The 16,331-nt window shown below is 71.4% G+C and carries 13 protein-coding genes and 1 pseudogene; 6 read left to right on the top strand and 8 right to left on the bottom strand.

The genetic code is table 11. The features are described from left to right. A pseudogene (locus C569_RS0123960) lies at positions 1-303 on the top strand (hypothetical protein); the annotation flags it as partial. Between the two features lie 70 nt (positions 304-373). On the opposite strand, the gene pulA reads toward C569_RS0123960, so the two are convergent. Together pulA and C569_RS0123950 are read right to left on the bottom strand one after the other, a co-directional pair. Beyond that, a complete protein-coding gene (pulA, locus tag C569_RS0123955) occupies positions 374-5,869 on the bottom strand; it encodes a pullulanase-type alpha-1,6-glucosidase (protein ID WP_018788278.1) in 5,496 nt (1,831 codons plus the stop codon). A 143-nt stretch (positions 5,870-6,012) separates the two neighbouring features. After that, positions 6,013-6,696: a cellulose binding domain-containing protein gene (locus C569_RS0123950; RefSeq protein ID WP_026268576.1), complete on the bottom strand. Its 684-nt coding sequence runs from the start codon at positions 6,694-6,696 to the stop codon at positions 6,013-6,015. 155 nt (positions 6,697-6,851) lie between these two features. On the opposite strand from C569_RS0123950, the gene C569_RS0123945 reads away from it, so the two are divergent. Beyond that, on the top strand, positions 6,852-7,451 hold the full coding sequence (locus C569_RS0123945) for a GNAT family N-acetyltransferase (RefSeq protein WP_018788276.1): 600 nt from the start codon (positions 6,852-6,854) through the stop codon (positions 7,449-7,451). A gap of 40 nt (positions 7,452-7,491) precedes the next feature. Here C569_RS0123945 and C569_RS0123940 read toward each other — a convergent pair whose 3' ends face one another. Continuing rightward, positions 7,492-8,145: a GPP34 family phosphoprotein gene (locus tag C569_RS0123940; RefSeq protein WP_018788275.1), complete on the bottom strand. Its 654-nt coding sequence runs from the start codon at positions 8,143-8,145 to the stop codon at positions 7,492-7,494. A 198-nt stretch (positions 8,146-8,343) separates the two neighbouring features. Here C569_RS0123940 and C569_RS0123935 point away from each other — a divergent pair, with 198 nt between their 5' ends. Then, positions 8,344-9,855 carry an APC family permease gene (locus tag C569_RS0123935; RefSeq protein ID WP_018788274.1) on the top strand — a complete coding sequence of 504 codons (1,512 nt, stop codon included), beginning with the start codon at positions 8,344-8,346 and terminating at the stop codon, positions 9,853-9,855. Between the two features lie 51 nt (positions 9,856-9,906). Here C569_RS0123935 and C569_RS0123930 read toward each other — a convergent pair whose 3' ends face one another. Both C569_RS0123930 and C569_RS0123925 read right to left on the bottom strand, forming a co-directional pair. Beyond that, positions 9,907-10,296: a hypothetical protein gene (locus C569_RS0123930; protein ID WP_018788273.1), complete on the bottom strand. Its 390-nt coding sequence runs from the start codon at positions 10,294-10,296 to the stop codon at positions 9,907-9,909. 41 nt (positions 10,297-10,337) lie between these two features. Beyond that, positions 10,338-11,027, bottom strand: a complete 690-nt coding sequence (locus tag C569_RS0123925; protein WP_018788272.1) for a hypothetical protein — start codon at positions 11,025-11,027, stop codon at positions 10,338-10,340. On the opposite strand from C569_RS0123925, the gene C569_RS33365 reads away from it, so the two are divergent. Further along, entirely contained in the window at positions 11,026-11,217 is a 192-nt protein-coding gene (locus tag C569_RS33365) for a hypothetical protein (RefSeq protein WP_139135452.1), read from the top strand. The genes C569_RS0123925 and C569_RS33365 overlap by 2 nt on opposite strands. A 740-nt stretch (positions 11,218-11,957) precedes the next feature. Here the strand turns inward: C569_RS33365 and C569_RS30940 are convergent. The 3 genes from C569_RS30940 to C569_RS0123910 are packed head-to-tail and all read right to left on the bottom strand — an operon-like array spanning position 11,958 to position 12,990. Next, positions 11,958-12,446, bottom strand: a complete 489-nt coding sequence (locus C569_RS30940) for a DedA family protein (protein WP_231394878.1) — start codon at positions 12,444-12,446, stop codon at positions 11,958-11,960. Then, the gene (locus tag C569_RS34530) at positions 12,443-12,610 is read right to left on the bottom strand and encodes a hypothetical protein (RefSeq protein WP_231394877.1); all 168 of its coding nucleotides are present in this window, start codon (positions 12,608-12,610) and stop codon (positions 12,443-12,445) included. The genes C569_RS30940 and C569_RS34530 overlap by 4 nt, the downstream gene beginning before the upstream one ends. 23 nt (positions 12,611-12,633) lie before the next feature. Further along, positions 12,634-12,990 (bottom strand): VOC family protein, encoded by a 357-nt coding sequence (locus C569_RS0123910; protein ID WP_026268575.1) that lies wholly within the window; start codon positions 12,988-12,990, stop codon positions 12,634-12,636. Between the two features lie 156 nt (positions 12,991-13,146). On the opposite strand from C569_RS0123910, the gene C569_RS0123905 reads away from it, so the two are divergent. Then, positions 13,147-16,002: an aconitate hydratase gene (locus tag C569_RS0123905; protein ID WP_018788270.1), complete on the top strand. Its 2,856-nt coding sequence runs from the start codon at positions 13,147-13,149 to the stop codon at positions 16,000-16,002. A gap of 149 nt (positions 16,003-16,151) precedes the next feature. Beyond that, a complete protein-coding gene (locus C569_RS32610; RefSeq protein WP_018788269.1) occupies positions 16,152-16,325 on the top strand; it encodes a DUF397 domain-containing protein in 174 nt (57 codons plus the stop codon). Positions 16,326-16,331 lie beyond the last annotated feature (6 nt).

Below are 16,331 nucleotides of genomic sequence, written 5' to 3'. Positions count from 1 at the left end.
ATCGAGGACGGCTTCGTCCCCCGCGAACGCGACGAGGACCACAACGCCACCCTCACCATCCGCGACACCCTGGTCAAGGGCAACACCGCCCTCAACGGCGGCGGCATCTTCAACAACAAGGCGAAGATCACCCTGACCAAGACCCACGTCACCAAGAACACCGCCACCGACTCCAGCAAGCTCCACCGGGTCGCCGGCGGCGTCCTCAACAACGAAGGACGCGTCAAGCTCGACGACAAGTCCCTCATCAGCAACAACGACCCCACCAACTGCGCCAACACCGTCGAGGACTGCTTCAACTGACCTGACGGGCCACCGGTACGCGACCGGCCCCCTGCCACGAGACGTGGCAGGGGGCCGGTCGGCTGTGCGGTCAGCTCTGGACGAACACCGCCACACTGCGCGCGGGCACGGTGAACGTGCCGGCGGCGCGGTCGAACGACGCGGTACGCAGCGCCGGGTCGGCCGAGTTCCGCAGCACCGGATGCAGTGCCACGTTCGCCCCGCGCAGCCCGGTGACTGTCTGCTTCGCCGTCTCCGGGGTGGCGTTGAAGACGACAGTCACCGACTTCCACTTCCCGTCCAGCCCTCGCGCGTCGAGGGTCATGGTGAGCACGCCCGGGGTCTCCTTCGTCCCGGACAGCGGGAACGCCACCCGCTTCTGCACCTGCTCGGCGGTGTCGAGCCCGAACACCGGCGAGGACCGCCGGACGCGCAGCAGCTCCGCGTACCGGGCGTCGGCCAGCTCGACCGCGGCGCAGTCCGGCACCAGCTCCGGGTCGGCCAGCAGCGGCTTCGCGTACTGCCACTTGTCCTTGTTGTCGGCCTCCGGCGGCAGGCCGGCGCCGAACCCGTTGCCCTGGGCGCAGTCCCAGCGGATCTGGTTGAACCAGTCACCGGAGTTGTACGAGTTGCGGTCCAGCGACTTCGAGCGCAGCCGCTCCGAGCCGGTGGTCACGAATCCGGCACCCTGCCCGAGCGCCGTGGTCGCCAGCGCGAGCACCTGCATCCGGGCCCGGTCCTGCGCCGAGGTCCCCTGCGGCAGCTTGTACGCCAGCGCGTCGTACAGGATCTCGTTGTCGTGCGCGTCGACGTAGGTGACCGCCTCGCCCGGTGCTGCCGTGTACCCGGCCGGGGCGCCGTTGTAGTCGACCTGCGCGCCGGTGACCCGCTTGCCGCTGGAGTCGGTGAACCGGTAGCCGCGCAGGTTCCCGGTCAGACCCACCTTGATCAGGTCGTGCTGGTGCAGCAGCCGGGCCCGCTGCTCGGCGGCCGAACCGTTCACCTCGTCGCCGTTGGGGTCGGTGTAAAGGCCGGAGGCGAAGCCCTGGACCCGCGGGTTGGCGTCGAACGGGCCGCCGCCGCGCACCGCGTCGCGGAGCCGGTCGTTGAACGTGCCGACGCCGGTGCCGGCCATGTTGGCCTGAGTGGCCTGCGTGAACCGGGCGTCGTCGGCGACCTCGCCGAAGTTCCAGCCCTCGCCGTACAGCAGGATCCTCCGGCCGTCCACGCCGTCGCGGGCGGGCGTGAGCTTGTTCAGCGCGGCCCGTACGGCCAGGATGTTCGCCTTCGGGTGGTGGCCCATCAGGTCGAACCGGAACCCGTCGACCTTGTACGCCTTGGCCCAGGTCACCAGCGAGTCCACCACGAGCTTGCCCATCATGGCGTGCTCCGGGGCGGTGTTGGCGCAGCAGGTGGAGTTGGCGACGGTTCCGTCCTCCAGCAGCCGGTGATAGTAGCCCGGCACCACCTGGTCGAGCACCGACTTCGCGTCGGCGCCGGCGGCCGAGGTGTGGTTGTAGACCACGTCCATGACCACCCGCAGGCCGGCCTTGTTCACGCCGGCGACCATCCGGCGGAACTCGGTGGTGCGCTTCGCGCCGTTCGGGTCGACGGCGTACCCACCCTCGGGCACCGTGTAGTGCAGCGGGTCGTACCCCCAGTTGTAGCCGTCGGTGCCGGCCACCGCCGCGACGCACCTCTGCTGCTCGTCGGAGTCCGGCGGCAGCGCGGCCAGGTCGCAGTCCGGCCGCGCCTGGTCGGCCCGCTTCTCCGGAATGGTGGCGAAGTCGAAGGCCGGCAGCAGGTGCAGGTGGTTGACCCCGGCGTCGCCGAGCGCCCGCAGGTGCTTCATGCCCGCCGTGCCCGGGTCGGTGAACGCCAGGTAGGTGCCGCGCCGTTCGGCGGGGACCGTGGTGTCGGCGATGGAGAAGTCCCGCACCGACAGCTCGGAGATCTGGACCTTCGAGGCCGGCGGCGCGGCCGGTTTGCGCAGGTTCGCCCAGCCGGCCGGCGCGAGCGACGGGTCGGCCAGGTCGACGATCTGGCTGTGCGTGGAGTTCGGCGCGAGCGCCACCGAGTACGGGTCGGTCACCGACGCGGTGACCATCTTCTGCGTGGCGGGCTGCCACGCCTGCACCCGGTAGCGGTAGTAGCGGCCGTTCCACGCCTTCGTACCGCGTACCGACCAGACGCCGGTGCGGTCGTCGCGGCGCATCGCCACGGTGGCCGGCTGTGCCGTGGGCGAGTCGAACAGCTCCAGCGACACGGTCCGCGCGGTCGGCGCCCACACCGCCAGGGTGGGCACGCGGCCGGCGAATGTCGGGCCGAGCTTCGCGCCGGTCGCCGCCGCGTAGACGTCGTCGAGCACGCCGGGGATCTGCACGCCGGTGGCGGCGAGCAGCGCGCCCTCGGCGTCCCGCTCGGTGACCACGAGCTGGCCGCGCAGCGCCGCCGGCACCCGGGCCAGGTCGGCGCGGTCCAGCGTGAAGGCGTGTGAGGCCCAGAGATGGGGGTACGCCTGCCGTTGCGCCTCGGTCAGCCCGTTGCGCTGCGCCCGCAGTCCGATGGTGGTGTACGTGCCGGTCAGCTCGCCGTCGGCGAGGCCGATCCCGCCGGCCGGGGCGACGGCGAGCGCGTACCGCCGCCCGTCGGTCGGCCCGGTGGCCCAGGCGACTGTGGACCTGTCGATCCACTGCGCCTTCTGCTTTGTCAGGTCGAGGTCCTTGGCGGCGCCGGACGTGGTGGTCGGCAGCAGCCGTCCCTTGACGCCGGCCAGGAGCCACACCTCGCGTCCGGCGGAGGCGAAGTCGAGCCGCTGGTCCTCGGGCTGATCCTTCTCGTCGCCTCGGTGGATGATGTAGCTCAGCCCGGTCGCCCCGGCGGCGAGGGGCACCCGGAAGACAGCGCCGTACGCGTCGATCTTCTCCGGTTCGAGCGGGGCGGCCCAGTCGGTCGGGGTGGCCGCGCCGTCCCACAGGTGCAGGCCCCAGCCGTCGTAGTTCCCGTCGGCCTTGCGCCAGTGGATCAGCGCCGTGTCCTGGTCCGCTGGCGGGTCGGGCTCACCGGTGGCGGCCTGCCGCGTCGGGTAGAGCGCCGGGTCGCCCTGCTTGACCCATACCTCACCGGTCGCGGTCACGTCGATGGTGCGGTCGGCGGCGACGTCCTTGTTGCCGTCGGCGTCGACGACGAGGAAGCCGACTGTCTTCGCGCCGGGCTTGAGTTTGACCCAGGCGAACCGGCCGTACGAGTCCGCACCGGCGAACGGCTGCCCGGCGGGCCATTCGGTCACGTACGCCGGGTCGATGTCGCCCCAGGCGTACAGCCGCCAGTCGTCGTACCCGCCGGCCGGGCGCTGGTAGTGCACGATCGCCCAGTCCCGCGACGCGCCCTGCGCCGGGGTGCCGACGGTGCCGGTGGCGCGGGCGGTGGCGGTACGGCCGTTGCCGTCGCGGACCACCGCCTTGTACTCCACCCGGGTGCCGCCGGGCAGGCCGGTCAGGTCGTGGCGCACGGTGTACGGCGCGCGGTGGGCGGTGCCCAGCAGCGTCCACCTGCCGCCCGCGACCCGGGCGGCGAACGTGACGGTGGCGAGCGGATCGCCGGTCACCTGGGCGGCGACGGCGGCCTTGCCGGGGACCGGGTCGTCGCCGGGCTCGGTGATCGTGATCTTCGGCGCCCCGGCCTGCGGGATCGCCCGGTCGGCCTTCAGTACCACCGCCGACATGGCCGGCACGGTGACGCTCAGCGTGCCGTCCGCGCCGGCCGTCGCGCCCGCGGCGCCGCCGTACACGCCGGTGAAGCGGGTGCCGGCCGACCAGGTGTCCACGGTGACAGTCTGCGGCGTCGCGGCGTTGTTCACCGCTGCGACGTACTCGATCCGGTCGGCGGGCAGGACGCGGGAGAACGCGAAGACGCCCGGTTCGTCGGCGGCGTACCGGGTCACCTGCACGCCGTCGCGCAGCGCCGGGTGCGCCGTCCGCAGCTCGCCCAGCTCGGCGATGGTCCGGTAGAGCGGGTGGCGGGTGTCGTACTGGTCGACGGCGTGGGTACGGCTGGTGCCGATCAGGTCGTCGTCGAGGTAGTCGGCGGTCCGCGAGGCGAACATGTCCTGCCGCGCGTCCTTGTCGCCGCCCGGCCCGGTGAAGCCCTGCTCGTCGCCGGAGTAGACGACCGGCTGGCCGCGGGTGAGGAACATCAGCTGGTGGGCGAGTCGGCTGCGGTTCAGCTGGGTGGCGTCGTCCCCGCCGGCGGCGGCGACGAACGAGCCGATCCGGCCCATGTCGTGGTTGCCCAGGAACGTGGTGAGCCGGTTGGCGTTCGTGTCCCGAGCGGAGTACAGGTCGTCCTTGGCGTAGACGTCGGCGAGCGCCCTGGCCGAGCCGTCGGCGGCGGCGAAGCCGCGTGCCGCCTCCTGGAACGAGAAGTCGAGCGTGGCGGGCAGCCCGCCCTGCCGCACGTAGCTGGACTGGATCTCCGGCTCGGCGCTGTAGACCTCGCCGAACATGAAGAAGTCCTTCTTGCCGGCCTTCGCGGCGGCGGCGTCGATGCCACGGGCGAACTGCGGCCAGAAGTCGAGGTTGGCGTGCTTGACCGTGTCGAGGCGGAACCCGTCCACGCCGGCCTTGCCGATCCACTGGGCGTAGATGTCGGTCATGCCGCGGACCACCTCGGGACGCTCGGTCCACAGGTCGTCGAGGCCGAAGAAGTCGCCGTACTCGCTGTTCTCCCCGGCGAAGGTGGAGTCACCGCGGTTGTGGTACATGGTCGGGTCGTTGAGCCACGCCGGCACCTTGACCTTGGCGTCGGCCGGGGTGGCGAACACCGGGGTGTACGGGAACGACGTCGAGTTCACCGCCGGGAACCGCCGGGTGCCGTCGGCGTAGTTGCGGTCCTCGAAGGGCCGCCCCTGCGCGTCGCGGTAGGGGGCGGTCTTCTTGTCCACGTAGCCGTACCTGTCCTCGGCGTACCGGATGACGTCGGCGGTGTGGTTGACGATGATGTCGAGGTAGACCTTGATCCCCCGGCGGTGCGCCAGGTCGACCAGCTTCTTCAGCTCGGCGTTGGTGCCGAAGTGCGGGTCGACCTGGGTGAAGTCGGTGATCCAGTAGCCGTGGTAGCCGGCCGAGACGTCCGCGCCGGTGCCCTGCACCGGCCGGTTCTTGAAGATCGGCGCGAGCCAGATGGCGGTGGTGCCGAGACCCTGGATGTAGTCCATCCGGTCGATCAGGCCCTTGAGGTCGCCACCGTGGTAGAAGCCCTTGTCGGCCGGGTCGAGGCCGGTGGTGAGCCGGTCGCCTTTCAGGCCACCGGTGTCGTTGCGCTTGTCGCCGTTGGCGAACCGGTCCGGCAGGACGAAGTAGAACTGCTCGGCCTTCTCGGTGCTGGTGCCGGCCTTGAGCAGCGCGTCGGGGGACGGCTCGCGGTTCCACTGCGGAGCGTTGCCGGCGGCCAGGACGTCGGGGGTGGCGGCCGGGGCGGTGGCGTCGGTGCCGAGCTGGTGGAGGGCCACCGGCACGCCGACGAGAGTGAGTACGAGGGAGGTGACCAGCGCGAGCAGCGGCTTGGGGGATATCGGCGGGGGTTTCATCGACGGCCTTTCTCTGGTCGCTGATTCGCCCGCACGCTAGCCCTTGCCGAAACATTCTGCAATACCTTGCAAACCCTGCCGCAACAAAGCAGACACCTTGCAAGAGAAAACGCACACAGTGGCCCCGGCCCGGGGCGCCGGATCTACCGCCCGGCGCAGGGCGAGCCGTCGACGGTGCAGCTCACCGGCCGGGTGCCGGCCCGCTCGATGTGGAACCGCACCGGCACGGACTGCCCGGGCGCCAGGTCGAAACCGCTCCGGTAGGTGAACACGCCGTCGGTGAAGTCGAACACGCCCTGCTCGGCGCCCTCGACCCAGGCGGTGACCAGCCGGCCGCCGGGAAACTCGGCGCGCACCGTCCAGCCGTGGGGCGTACCCGCGGTGTTGACCAGCAGCACCTCGCCGATGAAGCCGCCGTCGAAGGCGTTCGGCACGCTGTACCGGCCGGTCACCGCCGACGGCGGCGCGGGAGGCGGCGGGGACGGAGCCGGCCGGGTCACGCCCCGGGGACCGGGAGTCGGCGCGGTCGGCGTCGGCCGGGCGGGCAGCACAGTGGACCGGGGCGACAGGCCCGGCACCACCGCAGCGGTGGCGGACACCGGCGACGGGCCGGTGGCGGTGACCGCCGTGGGCGTCATCGGGACCTGCGGCAGCGACATCACCGGATCCGCCGGACCGGCCGCCGGGAACGTACGCCGGCCCCGCACCGAACCGAGCGCCACCACCAGCAGGACCACCATCACGACGACGCCCGCGGCGACGAGGATCCAGGGGGACGAGGTCATGGCGGCCCCGGGCTGCGGGCCGGGACGACGCGAGCGGGACATGGTCCTCCTGTCGTGGTCCGGGCCAGCGTAGCCAGACGGACCGGATCACGGCGAACGACGGCGACCGACCCCTGCCGCACGGGCGTGGACACCTGATACCTTGCACGCCGATCAATGACCACAATGGCTCGTCGAGCCGGCAGGACGGTTGGCAAGTGACTGAGTGGCAGGACAGTATCCGGCGGGCATCCACGGCGGACGCCGCCGTCGTGACCGCGATCCTCGCCGAGGCGTTCATGCGGGATCCGGTGAGCGGCTGGATCTTCCCGGCCGACGACCACCGCGCCCGGGTCCATCCCGGCTTCTTCGGGCCGTTCGTCGCGCTGGCGCTGCGCACCGGCGAGGTGCACGTCGCCGGCGACGGTCTGGGCGCCACGCTCTGGCTACCCACCGGCGAAGGACACGACGCCGACGAGGGCGACGAGTTCGACGGCATGGAGGCCGCGATCGGCACGGAGGCCATGAAGCGGTTCGGCGTGCTGGACGAGATGATGAGCGCCCGGCACCCGACCGAGCCGCACTGGTACCTGCCCTTCATCGCGGTGCACCCGGACCATCACGGCAAGGGCGTCGGCTCGGCGCTGCTGCGTAACAAGCTGGCCGAGCTGGATCAGGCCGGCACCGCCGCGTACCTGGAGGCGAGCACGCCCCGCAACGCCGCGCTGTACGAGCGGCTCGGATTCCGGCGCCGCCCGATCACGCTGGACCTGCCGGAGGGCCCCAGCCTCTACCCGATGTGGCGCGACCCGGCCTGATCGCGAACCGTCCCGCCCCGGCTGCGCCCGGGGCGGGACGTCATCGCCGTACCGTCGTGGTGGTGACGTCGAGCGCGCCCACGACGGCGGCGAGCAGCCCTTCGAGCTGAGCCGGCAGGAACCGGCGGCAGTCGCGCATCCGCGCGGCCACCTGCGGATCGAAGATGTGCGCGGCCAGCCCGACCGCCTCGGCGAGGGTCGCCAGCAGCAGCGTGCCCGGGTCCAGTTCGGCCGGGGACGAGTGCATCAGCATCGCGGTCAGCCGCACCCGCGGTGAGGCCGCCTGGTTCGGGTCGATGGCCGGCCAGCGCACCGTCCGGCCGATCAGCTTGCCCTGCTCGCGCCGGAGCACGCCGGCGGTGACCAGCCGGGTGCCCACGCGTTCGTTGATGTTGAGCTGGGTCCGCAGGTAGCGGATCCACAGCCGGGCCGGATGCGCCCCCTCGCGGCGCAGGATCTCGGTGATCAGCAGGTCGGTGAGCGGCTCCTGCCACAGCCGCGGGTCGACAGCGGCGATCCCCCCTCCGTCGAGGGCGATCCGGCCCTCGAACATCAGCTCGGCGAGCGCGGCACCGGCCAGCCCGCACTCCAGCCGGTCGACGGCGACATGTGGCTTGCCGGTGAACTCGTCGTGTCCGATAAGGAACAGCGCATCCGCAAGCCGGTATGTGGCCTGCGCCCCGGGGTAGGTCATGGTCCATCCTCGAACGGTGGCCGTGATCGTCGACACGGGACGGTACGGCATGACCACGCACAGCTCAATTCCGGTAGATCACGCGCGTCCCAATCGATATCGAAGCGGGGTTGTCACGATCAGTGATCACCAATACCCTGCTTCAGGTTGTTCCGAAGTAGACACATCAAACCCCTCATCCCCTCCACTGGAGAAGCCTTGTCCTCCGATCCGTTCTTCTCCGACGGTGGGCTGCGCCGCGGTCGTCTCGGCACCGCCCACCTCGTCTTCTTCACCGTCGCCGCGTCAGCCCCGCTGACCGTTCTCGGCGGTGGCGTCACCACCATGTACGCGGTCAGCGGCAACATCGGCGCCGCGCTCGGATACGTGCTCCTCGCCGCCGTACTCGCCGTCTTCGCCACCGGCTACGCCGCGATGAGCCGGTACGTCGCCAACGCCGGCGCGTTCTACGCGTACATCGCCAACGGCCTCGGCCGGGCCGGCGGGGTGGCCGGCTCGGCGGTCGCACTCGCGGCGTACAACGCGATCCAGATCGGTCTGTACGGCCTGCTCGGCGCGATCCTGGGCGACTTCATGGACGCCAAGACCGGCATCAGTCTCGACTGGTGGGTCTGGGCGCTGCTGGCCTGGGTGTTCATCGGCGCGCTCGGCATGTTGCGCATCGACCTCAACGCCACCGTCCTCGCCGTGCTGCTCGTTCTCGAGTGCGTGGTCGTGCTGATCTTCGACCTGGTCGCCTTCGCCAACCCGGACGGCGGCACCGTCACCGCCACCGGCATCAGCCCCGGGCACCTGTTCGGCGCCGGCTTCGGGGCGGTGCTCGCATTCACCATCGCCTCCTTCACCGGTTTCGAAAGCGGCGCCATCTACAGCGAGGAGGTCAAGGACCCGCGTCGCACGGTGGCCCGGGCCACCTACATCGCCGTCGCGTTCACCGGCCTGTTCTACGCGTTCTCCGCCTGGGCGCTCACCGTGCTCACCGGCCCGGAGAACGCCCCGGCGGCCAGTGCCGAGGCGGGACCGGGCATCATCTTCGGCGCGCTCGAGCAGTACACCGGTGTCGTCGTCGCCGACATCGCCAACGTCCTGTTCATCACCAGCGTCCTCGCCGCCCTGCTGTCGTTCCACAACGGCGTGGCGCGTTACCTGTTCGCGCTGGGCCGGGAGCGGGTGCTGCCGCAATTCCTCGGCGCCACCTCCAGCCGCAGCGGCGCCCCGGTCGCGGGCTCGCTGGTGCAGAGCGTGCTGGCAGTGGTGGTGTTCCTGGCATTCGCGATGACCGGCCGCGACCCGGTCATCGACCTGTTCACCTGGCTGTCCGGCGCGGCCGCGGTCGGCGTCGTGCTGCTGATGACGCTCACCTCCGCCTCCGTGGTGGGCTTCTTCCGGGGCCGTTCCGGCCCGGAGAGCGCCTGGCAGCGGGCGATCGCCCCGGCGCTCGGGACGGTCCTGCTCACCGCCGTGCTGCTGGTGCTGCTGTTCAACTTCGACGCGCTGCTCGCCCCCGGCACCGCGAGCTACCTGAAGTGGCTGCTGCCGGCGATCCCGGTGGCGGCGGGCGTGGTCGGCCTGATCTGGGGCGCGATCCTGCGCACCAGCCGGCCGGAGACGTACCGCCGGATCGGCCAGGTCACCGAGGAGGGCCTGCACGAGCCCGGCCTGCACCCGGCCCCCGAGGCCGACCGCTGGGCCGGCGCCCACCACCGCTGACGCCCGTGGTGCGGCGGCCGGCCACGCGGCCCGGCCGCCGCACCACCACGATCAGGCGGTACGGATGACGGTGCAGATGACCGGACCCTCCTCGGTGGTGCGCAGCAGATAGCGGTAGCGCTCGCCGGGCACCGCGCCGCCCTGGCTGTCCAGGAACTCCCAGCGCACCGCCACCTCGGTGAGCAGAGCCGAGATCTGCTGCACGTCCTCGATCTGCGCGTTCGCGGCGACGAGTTCCCGCTCCTGGTAGTCCGGCGCGGCACCGACGAAACTGAGCGCCACCGCCGCGGGCGAGGTGAACGAGAAGCTGTAGGTGTCGGCGACCACCAGCCCGGGCAGGGCGTAGCAGCTGGCGATGGCCGGCACGTCGGCGGTGGTCAGCGCCACGCCGTACCGGTCGAAGAAGTCGGAGAGCGTGTCGAGGTCGGTGGAGGCCGTCACGACGCTCCTCATTACCGGCCCACCCCGGCGGCAAACCTTCCTCAGCGCGGCGGGATCCGCACCTCGATCTCGGCACCGAGGTGCGCGCCGCCGCTGAGGGCCAGGTCGTCGCCGCTCCAGAACCGGCCCGGGTCGTACCAGTTGGGCCGCCGCCCCTCAGGCAGCAGGCCCATCGCCTCGTAGGTCACCGCGACCACCTCGGCGCAGTACGCCGTCTCCAGCGCCGCGGCGTTCTCCCTGCTGGTTTCGCCGGTCCCGCTGGTTTCGCCGGTCCCGCCCCGGAGGCCGCCGAGGCTCAGTCGGCGCGGGTGCGGGAGCCGGCCCCGGGCCCACCGCCAGGCGAGCTGTGCGGTGGACGGGAACGGCGTCCCGTCCAGACGGGCCACGGTACGCAGCACCGCCTCCTCCATCGCCGCGTCGGCCGGTGGTTCGAGCTGGCGCAGCCAGCCCCGCTGGCCGTACCGGTTGGCCCAGACGCAGACCGCGTCCCGCAGGTCGTGCAGCTGCACGCCGCGCTGGTGGGTGCCGGTCCACATGTCCGGCAGCGAACGTCCCAGCTCGGCGTGCCACATCAGCGGCGGCATGTCGTCGAGCACCACGGCCATGCCCACGTGGTTGACCGGACTGTTCGTGGTGAGCTGGATGGCCCGGTCGGGCACGCTGCGTCCGCGGAACACCCACAGATCGCCGGTGCGGGTCAGCTCCACGGCCTCGTCCAGGCTGATGCTCATGGAGGACTACCCTATGCGGATGCGGCAACGGATGCGGTGGTGGAAGGTACTCGGTCTCGCGGGTCTCGCCGGCGTCGCGGCGACCGGGGTGGTGGTGGCGCGGGCCGAGCGGCGGCGCCGGGCGTACACGCCGGAGGAGATCCGGGACCGGCTGCGCGAACGGCACGCCAAGGCCTCGTCGTCGTCCTGACCGGACAGTCGCGGGTGGCGGCCGGCGTCCCGCGGTCGTCGTCGTGCACGGCGTACCGGGACCGCCCGAGGCCCCCGACGCGCGGGACTGGCCGCTCTACCGGGGCTACGGTGCGCTGCTCGCCGAGGCGGGCGTGCTGGCCGCGGTCCCCCGGCTCACCGTGGCGAGCCCGGACGACCTGTACGCGGTCGCCGCCCGGGTCGCCGCCACCAGCACCCCGTCTGCACCCGCCCACCGCCCACTTCCCAGGATCGCCGTCCGCAAGGCGGAACGTACAAAGATCTTGGTAGGAAACGGCCCCTATGAGGGCCGTTTCCTACCAAGATCTCGACCAACCCAGGGGCACCCACGAGCAGCGCACCGAACACCCAACCCCACCGCCCCGATCGCGTCGATCATGAAGTCAACAGGGACATATCGAGCACCAAACACCCGCCAACTTCATGATCGACGGGCAGGGCAGCGCCCGGCATCGCGCGCTCCCCGTTCACCCCGCACCCGGCCCGGCGGTTCCGCCCTGCCCACCCGCTCGCCCCGATCCGCGTCGGTGATCAAGGAGTTTGTGTCACTGCGGGAGCCGTTACAGGACACAAACTCCTTGATTAACGGACGAGGCGAGCCAGGGCAGGGGCGAGCCAGGGCGAGGGCGGGTCGGCGCGAGGGGGCGAGGGAAGGCGCTGCGACGAACTGGAGGGTGATGTGCGGGAGACGCCTGATCCTCGGGTGCGCTCGGGTAACCGTCAGCGGTCGGCGGCGGGGACCGGGGCGGGCTGGTCGGAGGGCTCGGACACGTACAGGCGCTTGGCGCGGCGGCGCAGCCACGCGGTGCTGACCACGCCGGCCAGCACGGCCAGCACCAGCCCGGCCCAGGAGATGTCCTTGAGCCAGTGCTCGGCGGCCTGCCCGAGATAGAACAGCAGGTAGGTGGTGCCGAACGCGCACACCAGCCCGCCTGCCGCGTTGGCGACCAGGAACCGGCGGTACGGCACGCGCAGCGCCCCGGCGAGCGGCCCTCCGAGGATGCACAGCAGCGCGACGAACCGCCCGAAGAACACCGCCCAGACGCCGTGCCGGGCAAAGCTCAGCTCGGCGCGGGCCAGGTGTGCCGGGCCGAGGTGTTTCGGGAAGCGCCGTCCGAGCCGTTCCAGCAAGGGGCGGCCACCTCGGCGGCCCACGGCGTACCCGATGGAGTCGCCGAGGATGGCGCCGGTCGCCGCGGCGGCGGTCACCATTCGGGCCCAACGGCGCCGGTGGCGGCGAGCAACGCGGCGCTGACCAGCACGATCTCGCCGGGCAGCGGGATGCCCATGCTTTCCACGCCGATCACGCCGTCCACGAGCAGGCAGATCAGGGCCGGCGGGAGCGCGGCGAGCCAGTGCTGTACGTCGCCCACCCGCCGACCCTACCCGCGCCCGGTCACCCGGCGGGGGCCAAGAACTCCAGCCGGTTGCCGTGCGGGTCGTACGTGTGGAACCGCCGCATGCCGGGAATCTCGTCGTCGCCCCAGGTCACGGTGTGTCCGGCGGCGTCCAGGCGGGCGGCCAGCTCGTCCAGGTCGGGGCGCAGCAACGCGGGGTGCGCCTTGCGGGCCGGGCGGAAGTCGTCCTCGACGCCCAGGTGCAGTTCGGCGTCGTACCCGGTGAACCAGCAACCGCCGCGGGCGGCGAGGGCCGGGGGTTTGGGCTTCTCGGTGAACCCGAGCAGGCCGGTGTAGAAGGAGCGGGAGACATCCTCGGAGCTGCGGGGGCAGGCGAGCAGGACGTGATGGATCATCATGGCACCTCCTCGTCCCGCAGCGTGGCACGAGGTTGCGCGGATAGCAAGACGGACGTACGGTTTTGTAGAGACCGACGCAGGTAAGTGTTGCCTAAGCACGGCAGCGCCCCGGTCGGTGCGACAAACTGCTCAGGACTACTCACGGTCGCTGGTGTGAAGGAGTACGACGTGGCGAGCCTCGACACCTTCGGTGCGAAGACCCAGCTACGCGTCGGAGACGCGAGCTACGAGATTTTCAGGATCGACAAGGTGGAGGGCCACGAGCGGCTGCCCTACAGCTTGAAGATCCTGCTGGAGAACCTGCTGCGGACCGAGGACGGCGCGAACATCACCGCCGACCACATCCAGCAGCTCGGCGCGTGGGACGCCACCGCCGACCCGAGCGTGGAGATCCAGTTCACCCCGGCCCGGGTGCTGATGCAGGACTTCACCGGCGTGCCCTGCGTGGTCGACCTGGCCACCATGCGCGAGGCGGTACGCGACCTCGGCGGTGACGCCACCAAGGTCAACCCTCTCGCTCCGGCCGAGCTGGTCATCGACCACTCGGTCATCGCCGACCTGTTCGGCCGCGAGGACGCGTTCGAGCGCAACGTCGAGCTGGAGTACGAGCGCAACAAGGAGCGCTACCAGTTCCTGCGCTGGGGCCAGACCGCGTTCAACGAGTTCAAGGTCGTCCCGCCGGGCACCGGCATCGTGCACCAGGTCAACATCGAGTACCTGGCTCGTACGATCATGGAGCGGGGCGGTCAGGCATACCCGGACACGGTCGTCGGCACCGACTCGCACACCACCATGGTCAACGGCCTGGGCGTGCTGGGCTGGGGCGTCGGCGGCATCGAGGCCGAGGCCGCGATGCTCGGCCAGCCGGTCAGCATGCTGATCCCCCGCGTGGTCGGCTTCAAGCTCTCCGGTGAGATGCCGGCCGGCACCACCGCCACCGACCTGGTGCTGACCATCACCGAGATGCTGCGCAAGCACGGCGTGGTCGGCAAGTTCGTCGAGTTCTACGGCCCCGGCGTGAGCGCGGTGCCGCTGGCCAACCGCGCCACCATCGGCAACATGTCGCCGGAGTACGGCTCGACCGTGGCGATCTTCCCGATCGACGCCGAGACCGTCCGCTACCTGGAGCTGACCGGCCGCGACGCGTCTCAGGTGGCGCTGGTCGAGGCGTACGCCAAGGAGCAGGGCCTCTGGCACGACCCGGAGCGCGAGCCGGAGTACTCCGAGCGCCTGGAGCTGGACCTCGGCACCATCGAGCCGTCGCTGGCCGGCCCGAAGCGCCCGCAGGACCGGGTGCCGCTGGGCAGCGCCAAGACGCTGTTCCGCGCCGCACTCAGCGACTACGTGGCCGCCGACGAGACCGGTGGCGACCCGGGCCGCAAGCCGGGCGTGCCGCAGCAGGAGAAGCCGTTCGGCGCCGACGGCCCGGCCGACGAGGCGTCCGCCGAGTCCTTCCCGGCCAGCGACGCCCCCGCCAACGGCGTCAACGACCCGGCCGACGCGCCGCGCGACCTGGAGACCGCCGCGGTGGGCGCGGGCGGCCGGGCCAGCAATCCGGTACGCGTGACCGGCGCCGACGGCGTCGAGTACGAGCTGGACCACGGCGCCGTGGTGATCGCCGCGATCACCTCCTGCACCAACACCTCGAACCCGCAGGTGATGATCGGGGCGGCGCTGCTGGCCCGCAACGCGGTGGACAAGGGCCTGGCCCGCAAGCCGTGGGTGAAGACCACTCTCGCGCCGGGGTCGAAGGTCGTCATGGACTACTACGACCGCGCCGGCCTGACCCCGTACCTGGAGAAGCTCGGCTTCAACCTGGTCGGCTACGGCTGCACCACCTGCATCGGCAACTCCGGCCCGCTGCCGGAGGAGGTCTCCGCCGCGGTCAACGAGGGCGACCTGGCGGTCGTGTCGGTGCTGTCCGGCAACCGCAACTTCGAGGGCCGGATCAACCCGGACGTCAAGATGAACTACCTGGCGTCCCCGCCGCTGGTGGTCGCGTACGCGCTCGCCGGCACGATGGACATCGACCTCGCAAACGAGCCGATCGGCTCCGACGCCGAGGGCAACCCGGTGTTCCTGCGGGAGATCTGGCCGAACAGCGCCGAGATCCAGGACGTCATCGCCTCGGCGATCGGCGCGACCGGCTTCAGCGCCGCGTACGCCGACGTGTTCGCCGGTGACGAGCGCTGGCAGTCGCTGCCGACCCCGACCGGTGACACGTTCTCCTGGGACGGCGAGTCGACCTACGTGCGCAAGCCCCCGTACTTCGAGGGCATGCAGCAGGAGCCGACCCCGGTCCAGGACATCGCCGACGCGCGCGTCCTGGCCAAGCTGGGCGACTCGGTGACCACCGACCACATCTCCCCGGCCGGTTCGATCAAGGCGGACTCCCCCGCCGGCAAGTACCTGGCCGAGCACGGCGTGGCCCGGCACGAGTTCAACTCGTACGGCTCCCGACGGGGCAACCACGAGGTGATGATCCGGGGCACGTTCGCCAACATCCGGCTGCGCAACCAGCTCGTCCCGGGCGTGGAGGGCGGCTTCACGGTCAACCACCTGACCGGCGAGCAGACCTCGATCTACGACGCCTCGATGGCCTACCAGGAGGCGGGCGTCCCGCTGGTCATCCTGGCCGGCAAGGAGTACGGCTCCGGCTCGTCGCGGGACTGGGCCGCAAAGGGCACCATGCTGCTGGGCGTGAAGGCGGTCATCGCCGAGTCGTACGAGCGGATCCACCGCTCGAACCTGATCGGCATGGGCGTGCTGCCGCTGCAGTTCCCGGGCGGCGAGACCGCCGAGTCGCTGGGCCTGACCGGCACCGAGACGTTCTCGATCAGCGGCGTCACCGCGCTGAACGACGGCGACACCCCGCGCACGGTCAAGGTCACCACCGACACCGGCGTGGAGTTCGACGCCGTGGTCCGCATCGACACCCCGGGTGAGGCGGACTACTACCGGCACGGCGGCATCCTGCAGTACGTGCTGCGCCGCATGATCGCCAGCTGACCCTGGATGTAAGGAAGGGCCCCTTTTTAACAGACGTCTGTTATTAAAAAGGGGCCCTTCCTTACATCCACAGCGCAGCCGGAACGCATCCGGGGCGAGGCGCTGCCTCGCGCACGGACCCTGGAACTGCTGAGGGAAGTGGCGGCGGCATGGACCTGAGCGGCGCCCGGTGGCGCAAGAGCATCCGCAGCGGCGGCAACTGCGTCGAGGTCGCCGGCAACCTGTCCGGTGTGGTCGGTGTCCGCGACTCGAAGGACCCGGCCGGGCCGGTGCTCACCACCCCGGCCGCGTGGACCCGGTTCGTGACGTCGATCCGCCGCTGAGCCCGG

Source organism: Micromonospora sp. CNB394, from assembly GCF_000374985.1.
Classification (GTDB): Bacteria; Actinomycetota; Actinomycetes; order Mycobacteriales; family Micromonosporaceae; genus Micromonospora; species Micromonospora marina.
The sequence above is the reverse complement of the archived record's forward strand: the minus strand, read 5'-3'. Positions and strand labels throughout refer to the sequence as shown.